At 70.9% G+C, this 14,966-nt stretch carries 17 protein-coding genes; 12 read left to right on the top strand and 5 right to left on the bottom strand.

The window, feature by feature from the left end; genetic code table 11:
• The first annotated feature begins 18 nt into the window (after positions 1–18).
• The 5 genes from EDF40_RS09045 to EDF40_RS09030 all read left to right on the top strand — a co-directional run bounded on the left by EDF40_RS09045 (position 19) and on the right by EDF40_RS09030 (position 4,699).
• Positions 19–2,058, top strand: coding sequence for a primary-amine oxidase (locus EDF40_RS09045; RefSeq protein ID WP_123339275.1), 2,040 nt, complete (start codon positions 19–21; stop codon positions 2,056–2,058).
• 1 nt (position 2,059) lies between these two features.
• Positions 2,060–2,692 (top strand): hypothetical protein, encoded by a 633-nt coding sequence (locus EDF40_RS09040; protein WP_123339274.1) that lies wholly within the window; start codon positions 2,060–2,062, stop codon positions 2,690–2,692.
• A gap of 462 nt (positions 2,693–3,154) precedes the next feature.
• Positions 3,155–3,337 (top strand): hypothetical protein, encoded by a 183-nt coding sequence (locus EDF40_RS18870; RefSeq protein WP_123292879.1) that lies wholly within the window; start codon positions 3,155–3,157, stop codon positions 3,335–3,337.
• Between the two features lie 18 nt (positions 3,338–3,355).
• Positions 3,356–3,892 carry a MarR family winged helix-turn-helix transcriptional regulator gene (locus tag EDF40_RS09035; RefSeq protein ID WP_123339273.1) on the top strand — a complete coding sequence of 179 codons (537 nt, stop codon included), beginning with the start codon at positions 3,356–3,358 and terminating at the stop codon, positions 3,890–3,892.
• 192 nt (positions 3,893–4,084) lie between these two features.
• Positions 4,085–4,699 carry a TetR/AcrR family transcriptional regulator gene (locus tag EDF40_RS09030; RefSeq protein WP_111083743.1) on the top strand — a complete coding sequence of 205 codons (615 nt, stop codon included), beginning with the start codon at positions 4,085–4,087 and terminating at the stop codon, positions 4,697–4,699.
• Positions 4,700–4,835: 136 nt separating this feature from the next.
• Here the strand turns inward: EDF40_RS09030 and EDF40_RS09025 are convergent, their stop codons facing one another.
• Positions 4,836–5,972: a Gfo/Idh/MocA family protein gene (locus EDF40_RS09025; RefSeq protein ID WP_123294463.1), complete on the bottom strand. Its 1,137-nt coding sequence runs from the start codon at positions 5,970–5,972 to the stop codon at positions 4,836–4,838.
• Positions 5,948–6,748, bottom strand: a complete 801-nt coding sequence (locus tag EDF40_RS09020; RefSeq protein WP_185002937.1) for a sugar phosphate isomerase/epimerase — start codon at positions 6,746–6,748, stop codon at positions 5,948–5,950. The genes EDF40_RS09025 and EDF40_RS09020 overlap by 25 nt, the downstream gene beginning before the upstream one ends.
• A 255-nt stretch (positions 6,749–7,003) precedes the next feature.
• Here EDF40_RS09020 and EDF40_RS09015 point away from each other — a divergent pair, with 255 nt between their 5' ends.
• From EDF40_RS09015 to EDF40_RS08995, 5 genes are all read left to right on the top strand, one after another.
• Positions 7,004–8,302: an MFS transporter gene (locus tag EDF40_RS09015; RefSeq protein WP_123339271.1), complete on the top strand. Its 1,299-nt coding sequence runs from the start codon at positions 7,004–7,006 to the stop codon at positions 8,300–8,302.
• 4 nt (positions 8,303–8,306) lie between these two features.
• Complete coding sequence (locus EDF40_RS09010; protein WP_123339270.1) at positions 8,307–9,539, top strand: MFS transporter; 1,233 nt, start codon at positions 8,307–8,309, stop codon at positions 9,537–9,539.
• Between the two features lie 10 nt (positions 9,540–9,549).
• Positions 9,550–10,872 (top strand): carboxylesterase family protein, encoded by a 1,323-nt coding sequence (locus EDF40_RS09005; RefSeq protein WP_123339534.1) that lies wholly within the window; start codon positions 9,550–9,552, stop codon positions 10,870–10,872.
• A gap of 81 nt (positions 10,873–10,953) precedes the next feature.
• Complete coding sequence (locus EDF40_RS09000; protein ID WP_123339269.1) at positions 10,954–11,544, top strand: TetR/AcrR family transcriptional regulator; 591 nt, start codon at positions 10,954–10,956, stop codon at positions 11,542–11,544.
• Between the two features lie 66 nt (positions 11,545–11,610).
• Positions 11,611–12,051, top strand: a complete 441-nt coding sequence (locus EDF40_RS08995; RefSeq protein WP_123294468.1) for an NUDIX hydrolase — start codon at positions 11,611–11,613, stop codon at positions 12,049–12,051.
• Between the two features lie 4 nt (positions 12,052–12,055).
• Here EDF40_RS08995 and EDF40_RS08990 read toward each other — a convergent pair whose 3' ends face one another.
• The 3 genes from EDF40_RS08990 to EDF40_RS08980 form a co-directional block, all read right to left on the bottom strand.
• A complete protein-coding gene (locus EDF40_RS08990; protein WP_123339268.1) occupies positions 12,056–12,772 on the bottom strand; it encodes a hypothetical protein in 717 nt (238 codons plus the stop codon).
• A complete protein-coding gene (locus EDF40_RS08985) occupies positions 12,769–12,957 on the bottom strand; it encodes a hypothetical protein (RefSeq protein WP_148053812.1) in 189 nt (62 codons plus the stop codon). The genes EDF40_RS08990 and EDF40_RS08985 overlap by 4 nt, the downstream gene beginning before the upstream one ends.
• A gap of 76 nt (positions 12,958–13,033) precedes the next feature.
• A complete protein-coding gene (locus tag EDF40_RS08980) occupies positions 13,034–13,402 on the bottom strand; it encodes a VOC family protein (RefSeq protein ID WP_123339533.1) in 369 nt (122 codons plus the stop codon).
• 54 nt (positions 13,403–13,456) lie between these two features.
• Here EDF40_RS08980 and EDF40_RS08975 point away from each other — a divergent pair, with 54 nt between their 5' ends.
• Both EDF40_RS08975 and EDF40_RS08970 read left to right on the top strand, forming a co-directional pair.
• Complete coding sequence (locus EDF40_RS08975) at positions 13,457–14,095, top strand: nucleoside/nucleotide kinase family protein (RefSeq protein WP_123339266.1); 639 nt, start codon at positions 13,457–13,459, stop codon at positions 14,093–14,095.
• 37 nt (positions 14,096–14,132) lie between these two features.
• Positions 14,133–14,966, top strand: a complete 834-nt coding sequence (locus EDF40_RS08970; protein WP_123339265.1) for an SDR family oxidoreductase — start codon at positions 14,133–14,135, stop codon at positions 14,964–14,966.

Below are 14,966 nucleotides of genomic sequence, written 5' to 3'. Positions count from 1 at the left end.
GCAAGGAGCACCACGCACATGACGATCACCGAACCGACCACCGTGACCACCGACGCAGCCACCACCACGCACCCGCTCGGCAGCCTGACGCCCGACGAGTTCACCGCCGTCCGCGACCTCGTCACGGCGCAGCCGGACTGGACCGACACCACCCGCTTCGCCTACGTCGGCCTCGAGGAGCCGCACAAGCAGGAGGTCCTGGCGTGGCAGGCCGGCGACGGCCCCCTGCCGGACCGCACGGCCCGGGTGATGCTGCTCGACATGGCGACCGGTCGCTCCACCGACCGCGTCGTGTCGATCACCACCGGCGCGGTCCTGCGGACCGACGTGCTGGACGGGTCCCGTGGCCAGCTGCCCGTCCTGATCGAGGAGTTCGACGCCGTCGGCGAGATCGCGAACGCGGACGAGCGCTGGGTCGCTGCCCTGGCGAAGCGCGGCCTGTCCGCCGACGAGGTCAAGTGCGTGCCGCTGTCCGCCGGGTACTACGACTACCCGGAAGAGGTCGGTCGGCGCATCCTGCGCGTGCTCGCCTTCAAGCAGGACCACCCGGCCGACCACGTGTGGGCGCACCCCGTCGACGGCCTGTCGGCGTACGTCGACGCGGCGAACCGGGCCGTCACGCGGATCGTGGACGTGGCGGACATGCCCGTTCCGACCACCTCGGGGAACTTCGACGACCCCGCGATGCAGGGCGAACCGCTCGACCTCAAGCCAATCGTCATCACCCAGCCCGAGGGGCCGTCGTTCCGCGTCGACGGCGAGTTCGTCGAGTGGGCGAACTGGCGGTTCCAGGTCGGCTTCGACGCCCGCGAGGGGCTCGTGCTCCGCCAGCTCTCGTGGCAGGACGGCGAGCGGCTGCGCCCGATCGTGTACCGGGCCTCGATCGACGAGATGCTCGTGCCGTACGGCGACCCGTCGCCCGTGCGGTTCTGGCAGAACTACTTCGACACCGGCGAGTACCTGTTCGGTCGGTTCACGAACTCGCTCGAGCTCGGCTGCGACTGCGTCGGCGAGATCCAGTACTTCGACGCCGTCCTGGCCGACGAGCTCGGCAACCCGCAGACCATCCGCAACGGCATCTGCATGCACGAGGAGGACTTCGGCACGCTCTGGAAGCACGGCGACATCTACACCGGTTCGCAGGAGATCCGTCGGTCCCGGCGCCTGGTGATCTCGTTCTTCACCACCGTCGGCAACTACGACTACGGCTTCTACTGGTACCTGTACCTGGACGGCACGATCGAGTGCGAGGCGAAGCTCACCGGCGTGCTCTTCACCAGCTCGTACCCGGGGCGCTCCGTCGACGGCGGGGACTACCCGTACGCCTCCGAGGTGGCCCCGGGCCTCGGTGCCCCGTACCACCAGCACCTGTTCTCGGCGCGGCTCGACATGATGGTCGACGGGCTGTCGAACGCCGTGGACGAGGTCGACGCCGTGCGGGTGCCGGTCGGGCCGGGCAACGAGCACGGCAACGCGTTCACGAAGTCGGTGACCCGGATCGCGTCGGAGTCGTCGTCGGGTCGTCTCGCCGACGCGTCCAAGGCGCGCACGTGGTTCGTGTCGAACACCGAGGAGCGCAACCACCTCGACCGCCCCACCGGCTACGTGCTGTACCCGCAGGACGCCCCCGTGCTGCTCGCCGACGACTCGTCCTCGGTCGCCGCCCGTGCCGAGTTCGCCCGCAAGCACCTGTACGTCACGCAGTACGACCCGGCGGAGCGCTTCGCCGCCGGCGACTTCGTGCACCAGAACCCCGGCGGCGACGGGGTCGCCCGGTACGTCGAGGGGGACCGTCCGCTCGACGGCGAGGACATCGTGCTCTGGCACACCTTCGGCCCGACGCACTTCCCGCGGCCCGAGGACTGGCCCGTCATGCCGGTCGACTACGCCAAGTTCACGCTCAAGCCGTACGGGTTCTTCCCGCGGAACCCGGCGCTGAACGTGCCGGCGGCCGTCGGGGCGTCCGCCGGGTCGCACTGCTCGCACCACGTCTCCGGCGCCGTCGGGGCCGCACACGACGCAGCCGAGCACCAGCACGACCACGGGCACGGACACTGACGTGACCGACCTGCTCGGGCTCGCCGCGATCGTGCCAGCGTCCGCCGGGGCCTGCTGCACGGTCGGGGCGTGGCGCCCCGGCCGTGCGGTCGACGTGGTGGCGGCAGTGGTGATGGTGGCCGCGATGGTGGACGGGGCCTTCGGTCCGCGCGTGCTGCCCGGGGTGCTCTGGTTCGTGGTGCTCGCGCTGCTCGCCGTGGTGGTCGCGGCGGTGCACCGGGTGCAGAGCGCGTCCGGCGCGTCCGGTGCGTCCGGTGCGTCCGGTGCGTCCGGTTCGGACGGGAGGCCCGGGTCGGCTCCGGCGGTCCGGGGCACCTCGGCGCACGGTCGGTTCGGGCGACTGCACGCGGCGCTCGGTTTGCTGGTGATGGGGGCGCTCGGGGTCGGCATGGCGCACGACCCCGGCATGACCGGCATGGCGGGTGTCGGCACGGCGGGTGTCGGCGTGCACGGACACGGCGGTGCGGTCGCCGTCACGTGGCAGGTCGTCCTCGGCGGCCTGACCACCGGCTACCTGCTGCTCACCGCCCACATGGTGCGGGACGGGATCCGGCGTCGGACCCGCGCGCTCCCCGTCGTCGAGACGCTCGCGATGGGGATCGCGGTGGCGGTGATGGCCGCGGCGATGGTCTGAAGCCTGCAGGCAGGCACGCCGGAAGCATCCCGCGACGACGGAACCGCCGCGGGATGCTCCGAGCACCTAGCCCTTCCGCCCCAGGTCGTACAAGAACCGCGCCACGGTCACGAGCAAGCTCGTACGAGAGCGTGCCCACGTACACTTGCTCCCGAGCGCTCAGCTCGGGAAGACTTGTTTCCCTGGCTTTCCACTCGGAGAGCTGATCGAAGCCCACCACCGTTGCTGCGGTGGTGGGCTTCAACTTTGCCCGGATGCACTCCCCGGCGAGAGTGGCATCTGATGTGCAGCGTATCGGAGGGTCTTCGACCGCAGGCCGCCGCCGCGCGCTGGTGTGCGAAGCGAACGGTTCGGCGCGCGAAACGTACAGTTTGCGAATCGTTCGTTGCGGAAAACGTTCACGTCGTGAAAGAGTTCGAGCGTCCGCAGGGGACGCACGGCCGCAGAAGGGCGGGATCAGACATGCACAGCACGTACTCCGGGATGCCTCGGGCGGCACGGATCGGTGGTAGCCACACCCGCATCGGTCTGACCGACCCGGCCGTCATCGACGCCTACGTCGAGCGCCGCATCGAGGACCCGTCGCTCCTCGCCGGTCGCGCCGAGCCGGCGTACGCCGACTTCTTCACCGTCCCCGCCGCGTAGCAAGGAGCGCATGATCACATGCCGTTGACCGTCGTCCGTCGAGAGCACGTCCACCTCTACGCCCACGAGCCCCGATCCGAGGCTGCGAAGACCGCCGTCGACGCCCTGCTGCGCCTCCAGCACGCCGAGGAGCAGCAGATCGAGTCCGCACGCATCGAGAGCGGGCTGAGCAAGAACGAGTCCCTGGCGATCCGGTACATGCTCCAGGCCCACCGTGACGGCCGCACCATGGGCCCCAAGGACCTCGCCGTCATGCTGACCGTGTCGAACGCCTCGGTCACGAAGCTCGTGGACGCGCTCGTCGACAAGGAACTCCTCGTCCGCGCTGCGCACCCCACCGACCGTCGCGCGCAGGTCCTCGAACCCACGGACCTCGCCGCCGAGAAGATCGATGCCTCGTACGCCCGCTTCCACGAGGCCGTGGTCGGGGTCCTCGACCACCTGTCCGACGCCGACAACGCCGTCCTCGCGGAGTCGCTGACCAGGATCGTCGACGCGCTCGCCGATGGTGAGCCGACGCCGGTCGACGAGTACACCGTCGACGACCAGGGCTGACGAGCCCGGGGCTGGCGCGACCGGTCCGACGCGACCGGCCCGACGCGACCGGCCCGACGCGACCGCCCGACGCGACCGGCCCGACGCGACCGAGGCGGTCGACGCGAGCACCCGTCGACGGGAGGCGCGGTACCGGATCGCTGCGGGCCTCCAGACGGTGGCGGAAAAACCTTCCAGCGGTAAGTTGGGTGCATGACGCACCCCGCCGACGACGACGCGGCCCCGCCGCGACGCGGCGGGTACCGCAAGGGAGCCGAGCGCCGGACCCAGATCCTCGACGAGATGATCCGCATGGTCGCGGAACAGGGCGTCGACGCATCGTCGCTGCGGTCCGTGGCCGAAGCCCTCGGGATCACCCACGCGGCGCTCCGCCACTACTTCCCCAGCCGTGACGAACTGCTGCTCGCCGTCTACCGCGAGCACGAGGTGCGCGAGCAGGGGGCGCCTGACCGGTTGAAGTCGGCGATCGGGGACATGCGCGACAGTGCCTCGCGCAATCGTGCGGTGCCGGGCCTGGTGCAGCTCTACACGACGCTCGCGGCCGACGCCGTGCAGGAGGGGCACCCGGCGACCCGTGACTTCATGCGGGAGCGGTTCACGCGGCTCCGGGCCGACCTGGCCGCGTTGATCGCGGCGGACCAGGCAGCGGGGCGGATCCGCAGCGACCTGGACCCGGTCGACCTCGCTTCGCTGAGCATCGCGGCGTCCGACGGGCTGCAGGTGCAGTGGTTGCTCGACCCCGAGGCGGTCGACGGCGAGAAGGTGCTGCGGTTGCTCGAGCAGATCGTGCCGGCGCCGCCGGAGTGAGCGCGGCGCGTGCGCGCGTGGCGCGTGCGTGCGCGCGTGGCGCGTGCGTTTCGTGAGCAGAAATGGTCGGGTCCCCGTTCGGGACCCGACCATTTCTGCTCACCAGGTGCGGCGCGGTGCGCGACGCACGACGTGACTACGCGTTCGCGGCCTCGGCGAGGACCGCGGCGGCGGGGTCGAAGTCCTCGGGGAGCGGCTGGATCGGGTCGATCGACGAGGTGATCTCGACGGACTGACCCGACTCGGCGGCGTCGCGGATGCCGAGCATGACGTCCAGCGCGTGCGACGCGACGGCACCGGAGGCGCGCTCCGGGCGGCCCTCGGCGATCGCGCGGGCCAGCTCGACGACACCCGTGCCACGGCCCCAGGTGGAGCCCTTGTGCGTCAGCGTGGTCGGCTCGTCCTTGCCGAGCGTCCACAGCGTGCTGTCGCCGTCGAAGACGTTCGGGTCCGGCAGCACGATGGTGCCCTCGGAGCCGTTGATCTCGACGAAGCCGTTGCGGGGCAGTGCGTGCTGGAACGACAGGGTCGTCTGGGCCGACTGGCCGCCCTCGAACGAGATGAGCGCTGCGTGGTGCGTGGGCACCTCGACGGCGAACTCGGTGCCGGCGCGGGGGCCGGAACCGATCACACGCGTCTCGCGGGACTTCGACGACACGGCCTGCACGCGCGAGGCGGCGCCGAAGGCGTGCAGGAGCGTCGTGACGTAGTACGGGCCGATGTCGAACAGCGGACCGGCGCCCTGGGCGTACAGGAACTCGGGGTCCGGGTGCCACTGGTCCGGTCCGGGCACGTGGAACATCGTCGTCGCGGTGAGCGGCGTGCCGATGTCGCCGCGGGCGATGGCTCGGATGGCGGTCTGGATGCCGGCACCGAGGACGGTGTCGGGGGCGCAGGCGTAGCGGACACCGGCGGCGGCAGCGGCTGCGAGCAGCTCCTGCGCGTCCGAGGCGTTCGTCGCGACCGGCTTCTCGCTCCAGGTGTGCTTGCCGGCAGCGATGATCTGCTGGCCGACCTTGGCGTGCTCGGCGGGGATCGTGATGTTCACCACGATCTGGATGTCGTCGCGGGCGAGGAGCTCCTCGACCGTGCCGGACGCGGGCACGCCGTACTTCTCGGCCTGGGACGCGGCGCGCTCGAGGATGAGGTCGGCGACCATCAGGACCTCGACGTCGGCGAACTGGGTCAGGTTCGTCAGGTACTGGTCCGAGATGTTCCCCGCACCGATGATGCCGACTCCGATGCGGCTCACTTGTCGTTGTCCTTCAGCCATGCGAGGGACTCGGTGATGCCCTGGAAGACGTCGCCGGAGTAGGCGTCGAACTCGACGACGCGGATGGCCTGCGGCGCCGCGGCGAGGATGCCCGCCACGTTCACGTCGCCCTGGCCCGCGGGGGTCTGGTTCTCGAACGCACGCTGCAGCGCCTCGGGCACGACGAGCGCGCTCTCCGACGAGGGCAGTGCGGTGAGGATGTCACCGTCGACCTTGCCGTCCTTGACGTGGATGGCGACGACGCGGTCGCCGAGTGCCCGCAGGACGGCGGGGGCGTCGGCGCCGCCGACGGTCGCCCAGAAGGTGTCGAGCTCGAGCACCGTCTCCGGGCTGATCTGCTCGACGAAGTGGTCGTAGACCGTGCGGCCGTCGACCTTGTTCGTGAACTCCCACTGGTGGTTGTGGTAGCCGAACTTCAGGCCGCGCGAGGCTGCCTCGGCGGTCAGGACGTTGACGCGCTCGGCGATCTTCGCGACGTCGTCGGCGGTCTGCCAGCGGTCGGTCGGGATGAACGGGTCGATGACCGTCTGGATGCCGAGGCGCTCGGCGGCGTCCCAGATCGGCGCGGTGTCCTCGGCGTCGATCACGGCGACGTGGCCGGACGGTGCCTTGAGGCCGGTCGCGGCGAAGGCACGCTCGAGGTCCGTGGCACGCTCGACGAACGCGTAGGGCTCGACGTTCTCGTACCCGATCTCGGCGACACGGGCGATGGCCTTGTCGAGGTCTTCGGCGATGGCGTCTCGCAGCGAGTACAGCTGCACAGAAGTGGTGGGCATTGCAGAGGCTCCTTCGGTCCTGTCTGGGGGTCGCGACTCCCAGGTGTCGAAGCACCGGGTGTCGCAGTCCGTCGAGGAGCGATGCTCCACGGCGAGATCGATGACGACGCTACCCCAAAAACCACCCGGTGTGTAGTTTTTGCGTCCCCCCGTGTCGCACGTCAGTACATGAACGACACCTGTCGATGTATGCTCAGCCAGTCAAAACCGTGCACAGGACGGTTTTGGCTACCAGCATCGACTCAAGGAGGCGTCATGAGCACACCCGAACCCGGCAGCCCGGCACTGTTGCACCCCGAAGAGGGCATCACCCAGCCGATCAGCACCGTGAAGGTGGGCATCGGCTACCAGATCGCCCTGTTCCTCGGGCAGTTCGGCCTCTTCGTCGCACTCATGGCACCGGTCTACGTCAGCATGCAGCTCAAGGCGCAGGCCCTGGTCGGCGACGACGCGGCGAACGTCATCGGCTCAGTGCTGCCGATCGGCGCGTTCGGTGCGCTCATCATGAACCCCCTCGCCGGCGCGCTGTCCGACCGCACCCGCACCCGCTGGGGTCGTCGTCGGCCCTGGCTGCTGAGCGGTGTCGTCGTGTTCGCGATCGCCCTGGCCTGGATCGCCTACTCGCCCGACGTCCTGAACCTGACGCTGGCCTGGCTCCTCGCCCAGCTCGCCGCCAACGCGACGCTGGCCACCCTGCTCGCGAGCTTCGCCGACAACGTCCCCCAGCTGCAGCGCGGCCGTTCGTCGAGCATCATCGCCCTCGCGCAGAACATTGCCGTGCTCGCCGGCACCTACCTGTCGGTGTTCTTCGTCGCGAACCTGCCGGTGCTGTTCATCGCACCCGGCATCCTGGCGATCGTCCTCGTCGCGGTGTACGCCGTGGTCGCCCGTGACGATCTGCCGACGTACAAGCTGAAGAAGTTCACGTTCCTGAACCTCATCGCCTCGTTCTGGACGAACCCGATCAAGAACCCGGACTTCGCGTTCGCCTGGTGGTCGCGCTTCCTGATCATCTTCGCCACCTTCATGTTCACGACCTACCGCCTGCTCTACATGGAGAAGCACCTCGGCATCGAGGACGCGAAGGAGGCCACCGCGGCCGTCGCCTTCGGTGTGCTGCTCTACACGATCGCGCTCCTCATCAGCGCGGCGCTGTCCGGGTGGGCGTCCGACAAGATCGGCCGTCGCAAGGTCTTCGTCGGTGGCTCGACGGCGATGTTCGCGGTCGGCCTGGTCGTGCTCGCGCACGCCGACACCGTGAACGGCTTCTACGTTGCCGAGGTCATCATGGGCTTCGCCTACGGCATCTACTCGGCCATCGACACGGCGCTCGTCGTCGACGTGCTGCCGAACGCCGACCGCCCCGGCAAGGACCTCGGGGTCATCAACATCGCCAACGCGCTGCCGCAGTCGCTCGCTCCGGCCGTCGCACTGTTCTTCCTGAAGATCGGGTCGGGCGACGCCGCCGACAACTACACGCTCATGTGCTGGGCCGCCGGTGCGATCGCCATCATCGGTGCCCTTGTAGTGATCCCCATCAAGCGGGTTCGATAGCCGGATGCACACCTCCGGGGTCGACGTGGACCGCAGCCAGCTCGCCGGGTGGCGGAACGCGATCATCGTCGCGTTCGCCATCGGCGGGATCAGCCTGGCCGGCTGGGGCCCCAGGCTCCCGGAGCTCCGCGTCGAGCTCGGTGTCGACATCGGCACCATCGGTCTCATGCTCGGCGGTGTCACGATCGGCTCGATCGGCGGCCTGCTCAGCGCCGCCCCGCTGCTCCGGCGCCTGGGCGGCCGACGTGCCCTGACGGCGGTCGCCGTCCTGGTCCCTGCCGCACTGGCACTCATCGGCGTCGCCGCTGCGCTGCACTCCGTGCCGCTCGCGAGCGTCGGGTTCGTCGTCGCCGGTGCCGGGATCGGCGCGCTCGACGTCATGGCGAACGTCGAGGGCACGGCGATCGAGGCGCTCGCCGGTCGCACGCTGCTCCCGTTGATGCACGCCGCCTGGTCGGGAGGCGCGGCCCTCGGCGCCGGGATCGCCGCCCTCTGCGCATGGCTGGGCATCACCCCCTCGGCCCAGTTGATCGGTGAGGCGGTCGTCATCCTGGTGGTCGGCGTGATCGCCATGCGTGCGATCCCGGACGGCACGCGCGCCGAGGAACACGACACGACGCTCACCCCGCGGCAGCGCCTGCGGCAGTGGGCGCGCGGCTGGGCGGACGTCCGCCTGCTGCTGATCGGCGTCGTGATGCTGGGCGTCGAACTCGGCGAGGGGTCGGCGAACAACTGGCTCGCCCTGGCGGCCACCGACGGACACGGCCAGACGGCGACGATCGGCGCCCTCTTCTTCACCGTGTTCGCGGTCTCCGAGGCCGCGACGCGCGTCTTCGCCGGCCCCGTCGTCGATCGACTCGGACGGGTCCGGACGGTCCGCTGGACGACCGCGCTCGGCATCCTCGGCGCCGTCCTGTTCATCGTCGGCACGACCTGGTGGCTCACGCTAATCGGCGTGGTCCTCTGGGCGGTCGGCGTCTCGATGGGGTTCCCGCTCGGCATGTCGGCAGCGGCGCAGAGCGGCCCGAACCCGGCCGCCCGGGTCAGCGTCGTCGCGTCGATCGGGTACTTCGCGAACTTCGCCGGCCCGCCCGTCATCGGCGCGATCGCCGAGCAGGTCGGCGCGCTCAGCGCACTCTGGTTGATCGCCGTGCTCTTCGTGGCCGCCTTCGCCGCATCCGGGTCGCTGCGTCCGGTCGCCGAACCGACCCACGAGCGGGTCAGCGACCCTCGGTAGCGTGGAGCCCATGCTCGACGCGACGCCTGCCCCGTTCGACACCCCGGCCGGTCGCATCGTCGGGACGGTGGACGGCGACGTCGTCCGCGTGCTCGGGATCCCCTACGCGCGGGCCGACCGGTTCGCGCCGCCGGAGCCGATGCCGCCCTTCGCGAGCGAACTGCACGCGTCGACGCCGTCCCCCGTGGCGCCGCAGCCGCACGCGCAGTTCGTCGACCAGCTGCTCGGCGAGGTCGAGGACATCACCGTCGACGAGCACTGCCAGCGCCTGTCGATCACGCTGCCCGCCGACGTGACGCCCGACGAGCGCCTGCCCGTGATGGTCTGGATCCACGGCGGCTCGTACGTCATCGGCGGCGGCGACCTGCCGATCTACGACGCCCGTGACCTCGTGACCGAGCAGCGCGTGATCGTGGTGTCGGTGACCTTCCGGCTCGGAGTCCTCGGGTTCCTGGGCGACGGGGCGTCGATCCCGGCGAACCTCGGACTGCTCGACCTGCTCGAGTCGCTCCGCTGGGTGCAGGCGAACATCGCCGCGTTCGGTGGCGACCCCGACCTCGTCACGGTGTTCGGGCAGTCGGCCGGCGGCGACGCAGCAGCCCACCTGATGATCAGCGACGGCGCGGCCGGGCTGTTCCGCCGGGCGATCATCCAGAGCGCACCGCTCGGGCTGTCGCGCGGTCGTTCCCGGATGAACCGCGCGATGATCCGGGCGGTCGGTGCCGTGCACGCCGACACCCCGCTCGACGACCTGCTCGAACGGCAGGCCCTCGGCACCCGGGCCGCTGCGCCGTACGGACTCGCGGGCGGGATGCCGTTCGGCACCCAGTACGGATTCGCCCCGTTGCCCGCCGAACGCGACCTCGACGACGCCTGGAGCCGAGTCGCTCCCGACGTCGACGTCCTGATCGGGTCCGCGACGGACGAGACCGGCATGTACGTGCCGTTGGTCCGCGGTCTGTCCCGGGTCGCTCGGTCGCGGATCCTGCGCCCGGCGCTCCGCTGGTGGGTGGTCCGTCCGCTCTCCGACGTCATCTACGGCCGCGACGTCCGACGCTTCACCGCGCGGCACCGCCGAGCCGGCGGGCGAGCGACGTCCTACCGGCTCCTCCGTGGCGTGACGACCGCGCCGACCGGCGCCGTCCACATGAGCGACCTGCCGCTGTTGCTCGGCGGCCGTGAGGCCTGGGCCGGCACCCGCTTCGTCCCCGAGCGCGACTGGCCCGAGGTCGAGCGGCGCGGCCGGGCCTTCCGTGCGATCTGGGCCGAGTTCGCCCGGACCGGCGCCGTCACCGCCCCGGACGACGAGACGCTGACGTTCGATCGGCACTGACGTTCGACCGGCACTGGCCGTCTTCGCGCCCCCTGAACTGGCGGTCGCGTGGTCGCCCCCCGGGACCGGACAATCGTCAGCATGCCCACGCCCGACGCCGATCTCCGTGCACGCATCGTGTCCGGTGCGATCGAGGCGTACCGCGCGACGGACTTCCACCGGGTCGGACCGGACGAGGTCGCCGAGCACGCCGGGGTGCCGGTCGCCGAGGTCAGCCGAGCGTTCCCGATGTGGGAACTCCTCGTCGTCGCGGTCATCGACCGGTGGAACAACGGCAGCCGACTCGCGCTGTGGCCCGTCGCCGAACGAGACGGTGCCGTCGCGTACCTGCGCGCCCGACTCGAGGCCGGCATCACGGACCCGGCCCTCGTCCGGCTCCGGATCGCCGTGCTCAGCGCTGCGTCGAACCCCGGCCACCCCGCAGCCGGGTGGTTCCGCACCCAGTACACCCGGGCGTTCGAGGACCTCACCCTCGCCCTGGTCCGTGACGTCGTCGCTGCACGCGAGCCGCGGGGCGCCTCGCCCCGGCACGCTGCCGAGCAGCTCATGGCACTGTTCGAAGGGCTGCAGCTGCAGGCGATGGTCCGCGACGAGGCCGAGCCGCTGAGCGGCTTCGACCGCGCCGTCGCCCGGATGCGGGTCGGCTGGGCGGCAGCGCGCGTCGACGCCTGAGGACTCCGGACGGGAGGCACGGCGCGGCTTGCGTGCGTCGGCTCGCCCACCTGGCATGGTCGGCCCATGGAGTACACCGACTACGACACCCGGCTCGCCGCGTACGGCGTGATCACGGACGGTGACCGGGTGCTCCTGGCGAAGCTGCGCTTCCCCGAAGCCGGCACGTGGACGTTGCCGGGCGGTGGCGTCGAGTTCGACGAGACCGTCGAGCAGGCCGTCGTGCGCGAGGTCCGCGAGGAGACCGGGTACGAGTCCGAGGTCGGCGCCCTGCTCGGCGTCCGGCACCACGTCGTCCCCGCCGAGCGCCGGATCCACGCCAACGGTCGCCCGATGAAGGCCGTGCAGGTCGTGTTCCGCGCGACGGTCGTCGGCGGCACACTGCGCGACGAGATCGACGGGTCGACCGACGAGTCGCGCTGGCTGCCGATCGCCGAGCTCCCGCACCACCGGCACGGGCTGCTCGTACCCGTTGCACTGGCGTGGGCGGGTGCGCTCACCCGCTGACCCCTCATCCGGCGGCCAGCGTCGCGAACTGTGCCGGGATCTCAGCGGGTGCCGGCGGCTGGACGGACCACCCGAGTGCGCGGAGCGCCCCGGCGGTCTCGGCGGGGAACTGACGAGCAGTCGCGGCCGCTTCACCTCGGCGCCACTGCTTCCGGAACTCGTGCACCGCTGACCGCCAGGTCGGGAGCGAATCGACTCCGCACTCGACGATGACGAACTCCACCACGTCGGCGAGACTCGGTCGGAAGTGCGGGCCGCCGAGCGGGAAGTGCAACGAGGACAGCCGAGCGGCGTCGCGACGCCCTGATCCGTTGTCGCCCGCCCTGGCCAGCAATGCACTGAACGAGCCGCGCTCCGCGTGCAGGTGCCAGTGCGACTGCGGGGTGGCGGTCAACGCTTCTTGGAACTCGAAACGGACCAGCGGTTGCCGGTCGTCTGCGAGGAACAGGGTGAACCGGCTCTCGTTCACCTCGAGCGCGTCGAGGTGGTCGAACCAGCGAAACCGCATCGACAGCGTGACGTCGGCGGTGTGGACGCCTCCGACCGTCAGACTGACTCGCGGGGTGCTTCCTGCCTCTGGAGCAGGCTGGATGACGATCGTCCCGCTCGGCACGTCGAGGTCGTAGTCGACTCGCGCCCCGTGTCCGGGCAGGCAAGTGTCCAGGAGAGCCTGCGCGAGTTCCATCTGCTGTTGCGCCGCTGACTCCGCACTGCCGGTCATCGCTCACCCAGCAGGAAGGAGATGCTGTCGAGCCAGTCCTGTGCCAGAAACTCGTCGATGAAGAGATCGCGCCACTGCTCGGTCGGCGCGAACTCTCGTTCATCGAGGTCCCACTGCGCCCGGACCCGCGCGCGTTCGATGAGGAGTTCCTCGCGGGTCCAATGTCGTCCCACCACAGCGGTCATGGCCGTCCTCTCGTCGGTGTGGGACGACGGTAGGGCGGTCAGTGGAACCGGCGCGAGCTTTCTGAACACAACATGTTCACTCGGCGACGACGCTCAGCACGTTGCCCGACGGGTCGGTGAACCAGGCGATGAGCGGCCCGCCCTTGCGGTTCACGCCCTTCTCGTCGGTCATCCCCTCGTACTGCAGGAACGTGACGCCCTTCGCGGTGAGCTCGTCCACCGCGGCGTCGACGTCCGGCACGGGGAAGTTCAGCACCGTGAAGGCCGCCGGTTCGTGCGCAGGGCCCTTCGGGTAGACGAGGACACCGTGGCCGTCGCCGAGCTGCAGGAAGAGCATGCCGTGGTCCTCGGTGACCTCGACCCCCAGGACGTCCTGGTAGAACGCCTTCGCCTCCGGGACGTCGCGTACCGAGAACCCGCTGAACGCCTTCGTCGCATCGACCATGCGGCCAGTGAACCACCCCGGTCCGGTGTCGGCGCGCTCTGCCAGGATGGGGCCGTGAGCCACCCGGACAGCAGCGTCGACGACGCCGTCGAGCGTGCGGTCGAGCTGGCCTCGGCGGGGACCCGGGCAGTGCTCGGCATCGCGGGTGCTCCCGGTGCCGGCAAGTCGACCCTGGCCCGCCGCGTGGTCGCCGCCGTCGACGAGCGACTCGGGGCCGGCACCGCGGTGCAGGTGCCGATGGACGGCTTCCACCTGTCGAACGCGGCGCTCGACGCCCTCGGCCGGCACGACCGCAAGGGCGCCGTCGACACGTTCGACGCCGACGGCTACGTCGCCCTGGTCCGACGACTGGTCGGTGCCGACACCACCGTGTGGGCGCCGGACTTCGACCGCCGCATCGACGAGCCCGTCGCCGGGAGCATCGCCGTCCCGCAGGCCGCCCGGCTCGTGGTCTCCGAGGGGAACTACCTGCTCGACGACGCCGAACCGTGGGCAGCGCTCGGCAGTCTGTTCACCGAGACCTGGTTCTGCGCCGTCGACGACGGGGTTCGGGTCGACCGCCTGGTCGGTCGGCACATGCGTCACGGACGCGACCACGACGCCGCGCGCGCGTGGGCGGTGGAGGTCGACGGCGTGAACGCGGCGAGGGTCGCGCCCACGGTGATCCGCGCCTCCAGGACGGTGCGGACGTGACCGTCAGAACGACGCGACACCGATCGAAGGAGCGACCATGACCATCGCCATCACCGGAGCGACCGGCAACATCGGGGGCGCCGTCGCACGCGCGCTCGCCGCGGACGGCGTGCCGTTCCGGATGATCGTGCGCGACGCAGCGCGCGCCCCGGAGCTGCCCGGCGCCGAGGTCGCGGTCGCGACGTTCGCCGACGCCGACGCCAGCCGGGCGGCGCTCGAGGGGGTCGACGTGCTCCTGATGGTGTCGGCGGCCGAGGCCGAGGACCGGCTCGACCAGCACCGCACCTTCGTCGCAGCAGCTGCCGAAGCGGGTGTGCGGCACGTCGTCTACACGTCGTTCCTCGGCGCGGCCGAGGACGCGACCTTCACCCTCGGCCGCGACCACTGGGCGACCGAGCAGGCGATCCGCGCGACCGACACGGCGTACACGTTCCTGCGGGACAGCTTCTACCTGGACTTCGTCGAGGACCTGGTCGGCGAGGACGGTGTGATCCGCGGCCCAGCAGGCGACGGCGCCATGGCGGCGGTCGCCCGTGCGGACGTCGCCCGGGTCGCCACGGCCGTGCTGCGGGACCCGGCTGCCCACGTGGACCGCACCTACGAGCTGACCGGGCCTGCGGCGATCACGCTCGCCGAAGCCGCCGCGGTGGTGTCCGAGGTGCGCGGCCGCACGGTGACGTACCACCCGGAGACGTTGGACGAGGCGTACGCATCACGAGCGCAGTGGAACCCCGAGCCGTGGCAGGCCGATGCGTGGGTGAGCACCTACACGGCGATCGCCGAGGGGGCGCTCGCGCACGTGTCCGGCGACGTCGAGCGGATCACCGGCCGGCGCCCGATGTCCCTGCGTGAGGTGCTCGCCGGGCGGTAG

It is taken from the genome of Curtobacterium sp. PhB170 (genome assembly GCF_003752345.1).
Taxonomy (GTDB): Bacteria; Actinomycetota; Actinomycetes; order Actinomycetales; family Microbacteriaceae; genus Curtobacterium.
The sequence above is the reverse complement of the archived record's forward strand: the minus strand, read 5'-3'. Positions and strand labels throughout refer to the sequence as shown.

Bases quoted from the DNA above. Each gene is read 5' to 3' on its own strand.
- EDF40_RS09030 (WP_111083743.1), top strand. From the start codon at position 4,085: ATGACGCACCCCGCCGACGACGACGCGGCCCCGCCGCGACGCGGCGGG.
- EDF40_RS08995 (WP_123294468.1), top strand. From the start codon at position 11,611: ATGGAGTACACCGACTACGACACCCGGCTCGCCGCGTACGGCGTGATC.
- EDF40_RS09000 (WP_123339269.1), top strand. From the start codon at position 10,954: ATGCCCACGCCCGACGCCGATCTCCGTGCACGCATCGTGTCCGGTGCG.
- EDF40_RS09045 (WP_123339275.1), top strand. From the start codon at position 19: ATGACGATCACCGAACCGACCACCGTGACCACCGACGCAGCCACCACC.
- EDF40_RS08990 (WP_123339268.1), bottom strand. From the start codon at position 12,772: ATGACCGGCAGTGCGGAGTCAGCGGCGCAACAGCAGATGGAACTCGCG.
- EDF40_RS09025 (WP_123294463.1), bottom strand. From the start codon at position 5,972: ATGGCTGAAGGACAACGACAAGTGAGCCGCATCGGAGTCGGCATCATC.
- EDF40_RS08980 (WP_123339533.1), bottom strand. From the start codon at position 13,402: ATGGTCGATGCGACGAAGGCGTTCAGCGGGTTCTCGGTACGCGACGTC.
- EDF40_RS08970 (WP_123339265.1), top strand. From the start codon at position 14,133: ATGACCATCGCCATCACCGGAGCGACCGGCAACATCGGGGGCGCCGTC.
- EDF40_RS09020 (WP_185002937.1), bottom strand. From the start codon at position 6,748: ATGCCCACCACTTCTGTGCAGCTGTACTCGCTGCGAGACGCCATCGCC.
- EDF40_RS09035 (WP_123339273.1), top strand. From the start codon at position 3,356: ATGCCGTTGACCGTCGTCCGTCGAGAGCACGTCCACCTCTACGCCCAC.
- EDF40_RS18870 (WP_123292879.1), top strand. From the start codon at position 3,155: ATGCACAGCACGTACTCCGGGATGCCTCGGGCGGCACGGATCGGTGGT.
- EDF40_RS09005 (WP_123339534.1), top strand. From the start codon at position 9,550: ATGCTCGACGCGACGCCTGCCCCGTTCGACACCCCGGCCGGTCGCATC.
- EDF40_RS09010 (WP_123339270.1), top strand. From the start codon at position 8,307: ATGCACACCTCCGGGGTCGACGTGGACCGCAGCCAGCTCGCCGGGTGG.
- EDF40_RS09015 (WP_123339271.1), top strand. From the start codon at position 7,004: ATGAGCACACCCGAACCCGGCAGCCCGGCACTGTTGCACCCCGAAGAG.
- EDF40_RS08985 (WP_148053812.1), bottom strand. From the start codon at position 12,957: ATGACCGCTGTGGTGGGACGACATTGGACCCGCGAGGAACTCCTCATC.